Below are 14,705 nucleotides of genomic sequence, written 5' to 3'. Positions count from 1 at the left end.
TAGCAAGGAGAATTTAGTATTAACCAAAACCATTACGAAAGTATGAAATTATTACCAAAACCAAAGCCAAAGAATTATTGGCTGTCATCAAAAACGCGGACAGTTATGAAATTAGCCTCCATACTGGTTATTGCCCTTACGCTACAAGTTTCGGCATCAGTATCTTCGCAGACCGTTACTTTCTCAGGAAAGAATGTCGCTATTAAGAAAGTGTTATCGGTTATAAAAAATCAAACCAATTATGTTTTTTTCTACGATGTAGAAATTTTAAAAAATGCAAAACCTATTTCGCTAAATGTTGTTAATGCTCCAATTGAGAAAGTATTAGAACAGACTTTTGCAAACCAACCTATTACCTGGATTATTGAGGGTAAAACTATATCGTTTGCGTTAAATGCTGAAAAACCAAAAGTTAGCATTAAACCTGTAGTAATACAAAAGCAAGTAAAAGGAAAAGTAGTTGATGAAGCTGGTTTTCCAATTCCCGGAGCTAATATTATCGAAAAAGGCGGAACGGCTTCTGTACAAACAGATATGGATGGTAACTTTTCTATTACAGTTGCATCATCAAGTAGCATCTTAGTTGTTTCATATATGGGTATGGAAACACAAGAGGTAAAAGCTGCTAATGATTTTTTATCTATTGCTTTACAGCCACAAAAAGAAAAGTTAGAAGAGGTATTAGTGCAGGTTGCTTACGGAACTCAAAAAAAGAAAACACTTACAGGAGCACAAGCATCTGTTAGTCAGAAAGCACTTGAGAATCGTCCAATTACTAGTGTAACAACTGGACTTCAGGGAACGATGTCGGGAGTAACGGTTACAACTACAAATGGTCAGCCTGGTAAAGATGGCGCTTCGATTAAAATTCGTGGTATCGGAACTTTAAACAACAGTAATCCATTAGTAGTTGTTGACGGAATTATTGCATCAATGAGTGAGGTAAACCCTTCTGATGTTGACAATGTTACTGTTTTAAAGGATGCAGCTTCATCAGCTATATATGGTTCGAGAGCAGCAAACGGTGTAATTTTGATTACAACCAAAAAAGGAAAAAAAGGTGGAGTTCAGGTACATTTCGAATCAAATACCGGAATCCAGAATTTAGGACCTTTACCGGATTATTTACCAGCTTGGCAACAGGCAGAAATGTTTAACCAAGCGAAGTTGAATGAAGGAACATCTCCAGACAATTTGCCATGGAGTGCTGATAAAATTCAAAAATTAAAAGACGGAAGTGATCCGTATAATTATCCGGATACAGACTGGTTAAAGTTGTTCTACAACCGTGCAGCGCTACAAACTAATCATTATCTTAGAATTGGTGGTGGAGACGGAAATACACAGTACTCTTTCTCTTTGGGATATTTTGATCAATACGGTAACGTAGATGGATTGAGAAATGAAAAATACTCCACAAGATTTAATATCAATACAAAAGTTAGTGATAAATTCAGTATTAACGGAAACATAGCGTACCAATATACACCGACTGTTGAACCAATAAGTTCATATGCACCAAGCTTTGGGTCTATGCTAAAATTACTTAATCGTATTTCGAATACAGTAGTAAATCAGTATCCAAATGGCCAATATGGTTATGTTGGAGACGGAAATCCAATGGCATGGTTGAATTCAGGTTCTGAAAATAAAACTATTGCAACTACACTTACTGCTAGTTTTGGTGCTGATTGGGAAGTTTTGAAAAACTTACATTTCAAGCCAGCAGTGCAATATCGTGGTACAACTGGAGATAGAAAACAATTTATGGAAAAAATCGAGTATTTTAGTCAGACAACTGGAGCTCCAACTAAAACACAAGGACCTAACCAATTGTTGCAATCAGCAGATAAAAATACATATTACAACTTACAAGCATTACTGGAATATAAGTTAGATCTTGGTGAAAAACATCATTTTAACTTTTTAGGAGGTGCTACTAAAGAATACAATCTTTATCAATTCATGTCTGCCTATCGTCAGGATTTCTTGAACAATGAGTTGACAGAAATAAATGCAGGGCCTTCTGCGGGACAAAAAACAGAAGGATATTCTAATGATTGGGCTTTACAAGGTTATTTTGGAAGATTCAATTATAACTATGATGATCGTTATTTATTTGAAGCTAATTATAGATATGATGGTTCATCTCGTTTTGTTGGAGATAACAGATGGGCAGCGTTCCCTTCATTTTCAGCAGGTTGGAACATTTCGAATGAGCAATTTTTTGAACCAATCAAAGAAGTTGTTAACTCATTGAAGTTTAGAGCATCTTGGGGACAATTAGGAAATCAGCAAGCATCTTCAAATTACCCAACATACGCAACGGTTGAATCTGGTCAAAACTATTCTTTCAATCAGTCTCTGGCTCCAGGTATTGCTCCTAATAAAGGTGCTAATGCAAATGCAAAATGGGAAACTACAACGGCTACAGATTTCGGATTAGATGTATCGCTTTTAAACAATAGTTTGTCTTTTACAGTTGATTATTTTACTAAAAAAACAGATGATATTTTGATGAGTTTACCAGTTGGAGATGTTTACGGACTAGATGCTCCAGTAGTAAATGCGGGTTCTGTATCTAATAAAGGATGGGAATTTTCAGGAAAATACAGTACAAATATCAATGAAGTTAAATTAGACTTAGGTGCTAACTTAACATATATCAATAATGAAATTACCGATTTAAAAGGGGTAGGACCAATAGTTGGAGCTGGAAGTATAACATTCCAACAAGTTGGATATCCAATTAATTCACTTTACGGTTATAAAGCTGAGGGTATTTTTAGAACACAGCAAGAAGTAAATGATCATGCTACTCAAGGTTCTACAACAGGTCCTGGAGATTTGAAATATAAAGACATTAATAATGACGGTAAGATTGATGCTAATGACAGAACATTTTTAGGTACTTATTTCCCTAAAACAACTTACGGTTTCAATATTGGTGCAACTTATAAAGCATTTGAAATTTCTGCATTTTTTCAAGGAGCAGCTGGTGTAAAAGCAAACGTATCGACTATGATTGGACAAATTGGAGGATCAAGTTCTAAGCCAACTTCAGCATTTTTAGACAGTTGGACAGTGGATAATCCTGATGCTTCTTTCCCAAGATTATGGACTTCTTATAAGCAAAATGATCCGGAAAGTACACCTTCTTCATTTTGGGTAAAAGATGCTTCTTACTTGCGTTTGAAATCATTAATGGTTGCTTTTAATCTTCCTGAAAGTGTGAATAAAAAGATTGGTGTTGTGAATGCCAAAATTTATTACAGCGGACAGAATATCCTAACGTTTACCAATTTCTATTCCTGGATTGATCCGGAAGTAGGTTCTAACGCTAGTATTTACAGCTATCCACAGGTGATTACAAACTCAATTGGACTTAGTGTCAATTTTTAATTAAAGATTTTTTTAAAAAATACGTTATGAAGAAAATACTTCTTTTTATATGTTGTGCAGCAATCCTAAGTTTAGGTAGCTGTCAGGATGATTTTTTGGATCGTGCTCCAAAAGATGCTTATAGTGACGCTTCATTATGGTCTTCAAAAGCAGATGCTTTGGCGGCTTTGAATGGATGTTATGCAGGATGGGAAGCTGGTGCCAGTATTATTGGTGATGATTGTTTTACTGATAATGGTTTTGACCAATTTGGTTGGGACGGATATGAGCCAATGGCTTCCGGATTAATTAATCCGGGTGATGAGTGGTTTCCGAATTTATGGAGTTATAAAACCGTACAAAGATGCAATTGGTTTCTTAGCAACGTTGATAAAACTCCGGTAACTTCTTTGGATGAAGATCTAAAAAACAGAATGAAATCTGAGGTCCGTTTTTTGAGAGCTTATCAATATTATAAAATGACGAACTATTATGGAGATGTTCCTTTGGTTAAAACTTCATTAACTCCAGCTGAGGCAAATACGGTTACGCGTACGCCTAAAGAAGAAGTTATTGCTTTTGTTCTTTCGGAGTTGAATGAAATTGCTCCTTTATTGCCTGTGAGTTATACAGGTTCTGATATTGGGCGTATTACAAGAGGAGCTTCTCTTGGATTAAAAGCCAGAATTCAGCTTATTCAGGGAGATTATGCGGGAGCGGCAGCAACTTCTGCAACATTAATGAGTGCACCGTTTACGTACTCTTTATTTCCAAATTTTGAAGAGCTTTTCAGACCAATGAATCATGACAATCAGGAAACATTATTGAATTGTCAATCTTTAAAAGATCTTAATGCGGATTGGTACCCAATTGCATATGCACCAAAATCAAAAGGAGGATGGAGTTCTTATGCACCAACACAAGCGTTGGTTGATACTTATGAAACGATTAATGGAAAAACAATTGAAGAAGATGCAACTTATAATCCGTTGCAACCTTACCAAAAAAGAGATCCACGTTTAGATATGAGTATCATTAGACCGGGTTCTTTCTACATGGGATCTTATTTTGATCCTTATCAGGGAGATGACGATTACAATTTAGTAATGGACAACACTTCACAAACAGGATATAATCTTAAAAAATACATCTCAAATCTTGATGATTACAGAGGTACAGATTACGGAACAGATATCGACAACGTTGGTGGAGCTGTAATGGTAATTCGATATGCTGAGGTTTTATTGACTTATGCTGAAGCAAAAATTGAGTTGAACCAAATTGACGAATCGGTATACGAAGCGATCAATAAAGTTAGAAAAAGAGCAGGAATGCCAAATGTAGACAAAACGATCTACAATAATCAAACTAAAATGCGTGAGTTAATCCGCAGAGAGCGTAGAGTAGAACTAGCTTTTGAAGGATTAAGATTTGTTGATACAAGACGTTGGAAAATTGCAGAGCAAGTAATGCCTGGAACTGTAAAAGGAATTTTAGAAGGATCAGTTGACCCTACAAATGGTAATCTGACTTTACAACCAAATACAGCTAAAGAAGTTACTACACGTGTTTTTACCAATCCTAAGCATTATTTATTGCCTATTAAACAAAAGGAACTTGATATTAACAAGAACTTAAAACAAAACCCAGGTTACTAAATACTATATAATTGGTTAATGTAGTTTTTAATTTTGAGTGAGGTGAAAGAGGAGCCCGTGCTCCTCTTTTCAATTTTATCGCTTGCCCGTTTATACTTTTTGAACTCAAATTTGCATTAGATTTTATCGTGTCAGTTGGTTTTCAAAAAGTAAAAATCAGGTAACGATTTTTTGAAAACAATTTTAATAAGATCTAATTATGAAAAAAGTATTTTGGTTATTCCTTTTCATTTTTTTAGTAAAGGGCACAATACTTACTGCACAAATAAAAACAACAGCTCCAATATGGACACCTGATAATGGCGATGGGACTTTTAAAAATCCATTGTTGTGGGGAGATTGGCCAGACCCGGATTTAATTCGTGTGGATGATGAATTTTATTTTGTTTCTACAAGCATGCATTATGTGCCGGGATGTCCAATTTTAAAGTCGAAAGATTTGGTCAATTGGGAAATGGCGAGTTACGCATTAGAGAAATATACCGAAGATTCTCGCTATAATTTGCAAGGCGGCGATAGATATCTTCGTGGTTCCTGGGCTTCGACAATTCGTCACCACAACGGATTGTTCTATGTTGGGTTTTGTACGCCAAAATGGGATAAGGAAAAGGGAAATTTCTCTATTTGTACGGCAAAAGATATAAATGGTCCATGGACCAGAACGATTTTTCCGGAATATTTATATGATCCGGGATTATTCTTTGATGATGACGGAAAAGTCTATGTGGCGCATGGTCAACAAAAACTGTATATAACAGAATTAAATGCAGATGCTTTATCTGTTAAAACACCTCAAAAAGAAATTTATGACAATCGTGAGTATCCTTATTTGGAAGGCTCACACTTATATAAAATCAAAGGGAAATATTATCTTTTAGGTTCTACCGGAGGTACAGCAGGAAGACAAGTATGTTTGCGATCTGACAACATTTACGGTCCTTACGAATCTAAAGTAATCATAAACGACGATCATACTTATCCGGGAAATGGTTTACACCAAGGAGGTATGGTTCAGCTAAAAGATGGCTCTTGGTGGTTCATCATCATGCAGGATCGCGGACCAATTGGTCGTACTCCAAATTTAGAACCAGTAACTTGGGTTGACGGTTGGCCAATGTTAGGTGTTGATGGCAAAGGCGTTGATAACTTTAAAAAGCCTAATGTTGGAAAAACCTATCCAATTAAAGTTCCGGCAACTTCTGATGAATTTAATTCTCCAAATCTTGGATTGCAATGGCAATGGAACCATAATCCGAATGATAAAAAATGGTCACTTAAAGAACGAAAAGGTTATATGCGTCTAAAAGCTTTGAAAGCGAACCGACTTTATGAAGCCCAAAATACGTTGACACAAAGAGTGCAAGGTCCGTATTCTACAGGAACTGTAGAAATGGAAACAAAAGGTTTGAAAGATGGAAATACTGCTGGCTTTGGAATTTTTCAGATGCCATACGCTTATGTTGCCATACAACAAAAAGGAAAAGAGAAAAATATTGTGATGGTAAATAATGATACCATCATAGCTTCTGTAAAATTTACCGGAAGCAAAGTTTGGTTTAAAGCCAATGTAACGCACGAAAACTATCTCGCAACTTTTGAATACAGTACAGACGGTCAAAAATTTCAGTCTATCGGAAATACTTTAAAAATGGGACTTGGATTAGATTGGACGGCGAATCGTTTTGCTTTGTTCAATTTTAGTACTACTGCTGCCGGAATTGATGGTTTTGCCGATTTTAATTGGTTTCATTTTAATAACGATAATGCATTTAAAAAAGAAGAAGCGTTATTAATTCCGAAGAAATTTACTAATCCGGATCGCGTTCGTTATGATGGAAAAGGGATGATTATTGAAGGGAAGGAATTCTTTACGTACAGTGCGGCTTTCCATTATTTCCGTTGTCCACAGGAACTTTGGAGAGATCGTTTCAAAAAAATAAAAGAAGCAGGATTTAATACCGTAGAAACCTACGTGCCTTGGAATTGGCATGAGCGCGAAATGCCTGCAAGCATCGATGACTATTCTAAATTTGATTTTACAGATTTACTGGCTTGGCTAAAAATGGCACACGAAGAATTTGGTTTCTACACCATTGTTCGTCCCGGTCCATTTATTTGTGCAGAATGGTCAGGTGGAGGTTACCCGCAATGGCTGGCAAAATACACTCCGGGTAATGATACATTTTGGCTTAGAAGTGCCGATCCGGAACACATAAAATGGTCGCAACATTGGTATAAAGCCGTATGTAAAGCTGTAGAAAAAGAGCAAATTTCGCATAAAGCGAAAGGAGAAAAAGGTATTATTTTGTTCCAAATTGAGAACGAATACAATCACGACGATTCTACAAACAAAGAAGTTTTACTTAAAGGATTGTACAAATCGGTAAAAGATAATGGTATCGATATTCCAATGTTTACTTGTCTTACGGAGGAATGTCGCCGTAGTAATGATGCCGAATTATCTCAGGTATTTGATAGTGATAATTATTATGTAGGTCTTAATGACGCACCAAGTTGTGCAATCAGAATGACCGATCTTAGAAATAAACAACCCGATTCGCCAGGTTTTGTAACCGAACTTCAGGGCGGATGGTTTTCTTTGGTTACTGGAAGATTAAGTGAGGATAATTATTCAGATGCAAGACATTATAAAGCCATTAATTTAATGAGCTTATTAGGAGGCGCATCAGGATTGAATGCTTACATGTTTTTTGGAGGAACTCATTTTGCGGGCTGGGGAGCCCGCGGAATGACAACTTCTTACGATTATAATGCGCCAATAAAAGAAAATGGTGCTCTTAGTCCGAAGTATTATGTAGCACAGAAAATTGGAGATTTCCTAAAAGTATATGGAACCAAATTAATGCAGTCTGAAGGTGGACCTTGCGATTTGATGATCGACGGAAAACCAGCTCCAAAAAATCTTTTCGGAGGAGTAAGAATGGCCCCAGATGGAACAAAATTCGTTTTTCTGCATAATACAGATGATAAAAAACCTTTTTCAGGAAAAGTTACATTGACTCCGGGGAAAATTAATAAAGGAAGCGAGCCTATTTATAACATCAACCAAAATGGGGAGAAAGTTTTAATTGAAACCAATGAAGTAAAAAAGGAAGTAATAAATATTCCTTCTTTTGATGTAGATTTCGAATTGGCCGATTTGGATGCTAAAGTTTTAGTGATTGCGCCAGGCAAGAATGCTTCTGAAGGAAAATGGTGGCCAATGAATGTTGAATCTGTAAAAAAAGCTTCAGTTGATAAAAGCGTTCGTATTTCAAAAGTACTGAAGAAAGATGATCCAGAAGAAAAAGCGAAATGGATACCTTTAAAAACAGAAACTTCATTATCTGAAAATGGGGTAACTGATTTTAGATACAGTTATTATAGATCAAACATAAAACTTACAGCCGCTGAAGCTGCAAGTCAAAACAAACTGTTGTTTAACATGTTTACCCGTGATATTGTCAATGCTCAAATAAACGGACATATCGCTAAAAGAATAGCTCCAGAAAAAGCTGATGCGCAATCTTGGCCTACTCGCGATTGTTTTATACGTATCGGATCTGATGTTTTCGACAATCAGTTTGATGTTTCAGGATTACTGAAGGAAGGAAATAATGAAATTGTAGTCGTGTATGAAAATTTAGGACACGCTCACGGCTATATGCCTATGGAAGAATTAGCAGGTGTTAAGCGTGCTGGTTTGTCTGATGTTACAACTAAAATAAACCACGAATTGAAGTGGGAAATTGCTAAGGATTTAGCAGGTATTACAGAAGGTTTTACTCAACCGGAACTAAAGACTTCGGGCTGGAAAAAAATCAATCTTGATACCAAAACCGAACTTTTGAAGAAAGGAAATGGAGCTCAGATCAAAACAAGTCCAACTAATTTAGTGACTTGGTATCGTGCAGAATTTGAACTTCCTGAAAATACAGATGCTGCAACTACCTGGAAACTTTTGATTAACGCTTCAGGAAATGGTTATATGTATCTGAATGGACATAACATCGGCAGACATTGGGAAGCCGGTCCGCAGCGTGAGTTTTATTTGCCGGAATGTTGGCTTCGTTTTGGAAAAAATGAAAAGAACGTGATTAGTATTCAGCTTCGCCAAACGGAAAATGGAGCGGCTATAAAAGGAATGGAAATAACGGAGTATTGATTAGTATTTAATTTTTAAGATCAGAATTTTAACCTGCATAAAAATAAATTAATGAAAAAAACAATTACGCTTTTAGCCTTATTATTTATAGTAGGAACTGCTTCATCACAAAACAGCAATGTCAATCCATTATCAGGTAATCAGACCTCTAATTTTAAAATTGGTGAGAATGATTTTTTGCTGAATGGAAAACCATACGTGGTACGATGTGGTGAAATGCATTTTGCAAGAATCCCAAAAGAATATTGGGCACATCGTCTTAAAATGGCAAAAGCAATGGGACTGAATACCGTTTGTGCCTATTTGTTTTGGAATTTGCATGAACCAGAACCAGGAAAATTTAATTGGACAGGAATGGCCGATGCGGCCGAGTTTTGCAAAATGGCACAAAAAGAAGGTTTGTACGTTATTTTACGTCCGGGACCTTACGCTTGCGCCGAATGGGATTTTGGCGGTTTTCCTTGGTGGTTGCTTAAAAAGAAAGATATAAAGCTTCGTACACAAGATCCTTATTATTTAGCGCGTTGCCGTATTTACTTAAAAGAAGTAGGTCGCGTTTTGGCTTCACAACAAATTAATAATGGAGGAAATATCATCATGACTCAGGTCGAAAATGAATATGGATCTTATGGTGATGACAAAGAATATTTGGGTAAAATAAGAGATTATTTAGTAGAAGCTGGTTTTACAGTGCCTCTTTTTACGTGTGATGGTCCTTCTCAATTGAAGAATGATGTTAGAGATGATATTTTTAGTGTAGTAAACTTTGGAAGAAATCCAGAATCGGCTTTTAAATCTTTAAGAGAAGTTCGTCCAAAAGGGCCTTTAATGTGTGGAGAATATTACCCAGGTTGGTTTGATTCTTGGGGAACAAAACACCACACTGGTTCTGTAGACAACGTTGCTAAGGAAATAAAATATATGATGGACAACAAAGCGTCTTTCAGTATTTATATGGCACATGGAGGTACTACTTTCGGAATGTGGACAGGAGCTAATAATCCTCCTTATTTGCCACAAACTTCTAGTTATGATTATGACGCTCCTATAAGTGAAGCGGGTTGGGATACTGAAAAATTTTATACGCTGCGTAAATTATTTTCGAATTACTTGCAGGAAGGAGAAACTTTACCGGAAGTTCCTACTCGAAATAAAGTAATAAAAATACCAGAATTTGCAACCACACAAATTGCTCCTTTGTTTTCTAATCTTCCTGATTTTATCGAAGACAAACTTCCGCAGAATATGGAAGAATATAATCAAGGGTATGGAAGTATTTTATATCGTACGGTTTTGCAAGGTGGAAAAGAAACCACTTTAAACATCAAAGAAATACATGATTTTGCATGGATTTTTATTGATGGTAAAAAAATAGCAAGTCTTGATAGAAGAAAAGAAGAATACACTTGTAAGATACCGGCCGTTAGAAAAGGAGCTGTTTTGGACATTTTGGTTGAAGCAACGGGTCGCGTAAATTATGGCGAATCTTTGCATGATCGAAAAGGAATCACGGAGAAAGTATTTTTGAAAGATGAAGATGCAAAAATCACCGATTTGTATAACTGGAAGGTTTATCCAATTGGATTGAAAAATAACGAAACTCCACCGTATTTAAAGTTCGAAAAAGGGAATACAACAATGCCAGCTTTTCATAAAGGAAATTTTGTTTTAGATGAAACGGGAGATACCTTTCTTAATGTTAGCACTTGGGGCAAAGGTTTGGTTTGGATAAACGGACATTGTTTGGGCAGATTTTGGAATATTGGTCCAACACAATCTATGTATGTTCCGGGGCCTTGGCTTAAAAAAGGAAATAATGAAGTGGTTGTTTTAGATTATATGGGGCCTGAAAAGAATATTTTATCAGGAATGGAACTTCCTATTCTAGATGCATTGGCGCCTTCTTTGGTAGTATCAAAGCATAAAAAAGAAAATCAAAAGTTACAGCGAGATGGTTTGATTCCACAATATACAGGAAAGGCAAAACCTTCTATTGAATGGCAAGAAGTAAAATTCAAAACTGTAAAGGGACGTTATTTTTGCTTTGAAGCCTTAAACGGATATAAGGAAAATAGCCCTTATGCATGTTTATCAGAATTGTATCTTTTTGATGAAAACGGAAAAGAAATTCCGCGTAACAAATGGAAAGTGGTTTATGCTGATAGTGAGGAAGTAGAAAGTGAAGACGGAAGATCAGATAATGTATTCGATTTGCAAAGTACTACGTATTGGCATACACAATATTCCGGAACTAGTGATGGTTTTCCGCATCAGATCGTAATTGATTTGGGAAGTATTAAAAATGTAAGCGGAATGAAATTTCTTCCTCGTCAGGACTCTTCCAATGGACAAATAAAAGATTATAATATTTATATCAGTAAAGAATTATTTCCTGGTTTATAGATTGAGAGTTTAATTAAAAAAGTAAAATTATCATGTTCAAAATCAACCGATATTTATTTGTTTGCAGCATCTTTTTTTGGATGAGTATTTTGGCAGGATATTCTCAAAAAACAACTTCAAGTAAAATATCAGTAGCTGCTAAGAATCCAAGAAATACTTTAAATCTTAATACCAATTGGGCATTTTTTAGAGGAGATTTGAAAGGAGCAGAAACAGTAAATTTTCAGGATAAAAACTGGAATTCGATTAGTATTCCGCATACGATGCGTCTTGAAAAAAAGCACAATGGAGGCAATACAATTTATCAGGGTATTGGCTGGTATCGTCGCTATTTTAAAGTGGATAAATCGAATCAAGGAAAAAGAATTACCCTAAATTTTGAAGGTGTCCAAATGAATTGTGATGTGTTCTTAAATGGAGAAAAACTCACAACTCACTACGGTGGTTACATAGGTTTTGTAGTCGATATTACAGACAAAGTAAAGTTTGATGCCAATAATGTTTTGGCTGTTCGTGTGTCTAGTGATAATGATCCAAAAACACCGCCTGGTAAACCACAATCTGGTTTGGATTTTTATTATTATGGCGGAATTTACCGTAATGTATCCCTGACTATAACAAATAAACTGTTTATTTCTGATGCGCTTGAAGCGGATAAAATAGCGGGAGGCGGACTTTTTATTACGTATCGAAAAGTAAGTAATGAAAAAGCCGAAGTGAGTATAAAAACGCACGTTGTTAATCGTGCTAAAACGAATAAAACAATTGTTTTAAAAACAAGTATTAGAGATAAAAACGGAATTGAAGTTGCCAAAGCAAGCAGTAAAGTATCTATTTCCGGTGACAAAGAATTTTTACAAAGTCTCGTGGTTCTAAAGCCAAAATTGTGGCATCCGGATCATCCGTATCTTTATCAGGTAGTTTCGCAAATCTATGATGGAGAAAAACTTTCAGATGAAAAAATCTCAAATATTGGTATTCGTACGATTTCTTTTAAATCGCCAACCGGAGAAGTAGATGGTTTTTATATCAATGGAAAAAAGTTGTATTTGCGAGGTGCAAATCGTCATCAAAGCTATCAAAATATAGGCGATGCAGCAGCGAATTCAATGCAATTTCGTGATGCCATGCAAATAAAGAAAGGCGGATTTAATTCCGTTAGAGCGTCTCATTATCCGCAGTCTCCGGCTTTTTTGGATGCTTGTGATAAGATTGGTTTGTTGGTTATTGAATGTGAACCTAGCTGGCAGTTTTTCAATAAAGATTCGGTTTTTATAGCGCGCACACATCAAAATGTTCGTGAAATGATTCGAAGAGACCGTAATCGCCCTTCTGTTTTTTTATGGGAAACGTCACTAAATGAATCTCCTACGCCTGATTATTGGGCCAAAGAGATTGTAAAGATTGCGCATCAGGAAATGCCAAACGATCAAATGTTTACCGCTGATGATTTCTTCGCAAAAGGAGAAAAATTTTATGATGTTAGCTACAAGGTAATTAATGAAGATGGTACAGATCCAATGCCTTCGATGCCGTCATTAACAAGGGAATGGGGCGATACATGGATGGCCGATCCTGTAAAAGAAAACGGGCTTCGTGCCTCCAGAATCTACACTGAAAAAGGGCTTTTGGCGCAATGTTTTTTGAGACAAAATGCACTTAACGGAAGTATGCTGGAAGAAGAAGGCGCGTATTGGGATCACGCCAGATTAGATGCAAACAAAAGAATTGGAGGTTATTTCTTGTGGAGTTATAACGATTACACCAGAGGATCTGATCCTATAACTGCTTTTAGCGGGGTAGTTGATATTGATCGTTATGAGAAATTCGGCTATTATTATCTGAAAGCGATGCAAGAGGCACGAAATCCTGTTTACGGACCAATGGTTTATGTTGCCAGTTATAATAACCGTCCGGATTTGGATGCAAATATTACTGTTTTTTCTAATTGTGATGAGGTGAAATTATACCGTAATAATATATTTGTTGGCAAAATGACAAGGGCTGAGAACGCTAAAACAGCGCCTTTTGTAGCAGCCAAAGGAGGAAGTCCTTATTATTATTTCAAGACAGCTAAATACGAAGCTGGAGAATTAAAAGCGGAAGGAATAATCGACGGAAAAGTTGTTTCTACTCATGTTGTTAAAACGCCGGGCGCTGCTGATCATCTTGAAATAGAAATCGCTGACCGCGGAATCAAGCCTGTTGCAGATGGATCTGATATGGTTTCTTTTTATGTAAAAGTGTGTGACAAAGACGGAACAGTACTAAGTAATAAAGATCCTTTGGAAACGTATAAAATTAATTTGGACGTTTTAGGAAACGGAACGTTGATTGGAGCTAATATTCCTCGAATCAATATTTCTTCGCAAGAATCAGAGGGAGGAATTGGTTATGGCATTATTCGAACCACAACTCAGGCTGGCGATGTTACTATATCAGTTTCTAGTCCTGGACTTAAATCAGCTACTTCTATTGTTAAAACAGTTCCATTTAATGGAGAATATGTTTTAGATGGTGATCATGCAAAGTGGGAAGATGAAAAAGAGATTAGTGAGGAACAAGCTGTTTCCACAAATGTAAAATCGGAAGTGCCGCCGGCTATAAAAATTTCTTCCGAAAAAATGACTTTGCCAAATGGTATCGATAGAAAAGGAATAGAAAATATTTTAGATGGAAACTCTTCCACACGTTGGTCTGCATCAAAAAATGATTTGCCAATTGAATTGCGTATTGATCTTGGAAAAAAAGTGATCTTGCAAGGCAGTAAAATTGTGTGGGGAAAAGATAGTGACTGGTATACTTATTCTCTAGAAGTCTCAGAAAATGGTACGGAATGGATTACTGTTTTTAAAGATAAAAAAGTATCAGGTCAGGACTATAAAATGTTGCTTTATGAAAATAAAAACGTGAGATTTGTCAAATTTCTTTTTTCAGAGGTACAACCCAAAAACAGTGTAATTGCCATCAAGGATATTGAATTATACGGAACGTCCAATTAAACGGAATTCCGAAAGAAAAGAATCAAATTAGAATACAAATAAAAAACCTATTAGAACTAAAAAACAAAGTGAAACTTAGAAATAAGTTGTTTAAGA

The 14,705-nt window shown here is 36.1% G+C and carries 5 protein-coding genes; all 5 read left to right on the top strand.

Annotation, left to right across the window (positions count from 1 at the left end):
- The first annotated feature begins 105 nt into the window (after positions 1-105).
- The 5 genes from BD847_RS12180 (at position 106) to BD847_RS12160 (ending at position 14,609) form a co-directional block, all read left to right on the top strand.
- A complete protein-coding gene (locus BD847_RS12180) occupies positions 106-3,402 on the top strand; it encodes a TonB-dependent receptor (RefSeq protein ID WP_167443859.1) in 3,297 nt (1,098 codons plus the stop codon).
- A 26-nt stretch (positions 3,403-3,428) separates the two neighbouring features.
- Positions 3,429-5,039 carry a RagB/SusD family nutrient uptake outer membrane protein gene (locus BD847_RS12175; RefSeq protein ID WP_115888543.1) on the top strand — a complete coding sequence of 537 codons (1,611 nt, stop codon included), beginning with the start codon at positions 3,429-3,431 and terminating at the stop codon, positions 5,037-5,039.
- A gap of 199 nt (positions 5,040-5,238) precedes the next feature.
- Complete coding sequence (locus BD847_RS20895; RefSeq protein WP_208641800.1) at positions 5,239-9,204, top strand: beta-galactosidase; 3,966 nt, start codon at positions 5,239-5,241, stop codon at positions 9,202-9,204.
- A 51-nt stretch (positions 9,205-9,255) separates the two neighbouring features.
- The gene (locus BD847_RS12165) at positions 9,256-11,607 is read left to right on the top strand and encodes a beta-galactosidase (RefSeq protein WP_115888542.1); all 2,352 of its coding nucleotides are present in this window, start codon (positions 9,256-9,258) and stop codon (positions 11,605-11,607) included.
- A gap of 32 nt (positions 11,608-11,639) precedes the next feature.
- A complete protein-coding gene (locus BD847_RS12160; protein WP_115888541.1) occupies positions 11,640-14,609 on the top strand; it encodes a glycoside hydrolase family 2 protein in 2,970 nt (989 codons plus the stop codon).
- Positions 14,610-14,705 lie beyond the last annotated feature (96 nt).

It is taken from the genome of Flavobacterium cutihirudinis, from assembly GCF_003385895.1.
Taxonomy (GTDB): Bacteria; Bacteroidota; Bacteroidia; order Flavobacteriales; family Flavobacteriaceae; genus Flavobacterium; species Flavobacterium cutihirudinis.
The sequence above is the reverse complement of the archived record's forward strand: the minus strand, read 5'-3'. Positions and strand labels throughout refer to the sequence as shown.

What these genes read in the sequence shown, in the direction of transcription:
- BD847_RS12180 (WP_167443859.1), top strand. Translation starts at nt 106, where the DNA reads ATGAAATTAGCCTCCATACTGGTTATTGCCCTTACGCTACAAGTTTCG.
- BD847_RS12165 (WP_115888542.1), top strand. Translation starts at nt 9,256, where the DNA reads ATGAAAAAAACAATTACGCTTTTAGCCTTATTATTTATAGTAGGAACT.
- BD847_RS20895 (WP_208641800.1), top strand. Translation starts at nt 5,239, where the DNA reads ATGAAAAAAGTATTTTGGTTATTCCTTTTCATTTTTTTAGTAAAGGGC.
- BD847_RS12175 (WP_115888543.1), top strand. Translation starts at nt 3,429, where the DNA reads ATGAAGAAAATACTTCTTTTTATATGTTGTGCAGCAATCCTAAGTTTA.
- BD847_RS12160 (WP_115888541.1), top strand. Translation starts at nt 11,640, where the DNA reads ATGTTCAAAATCAACCGATATTTATTTGTTTGCAGCATCTTTTTTTGG.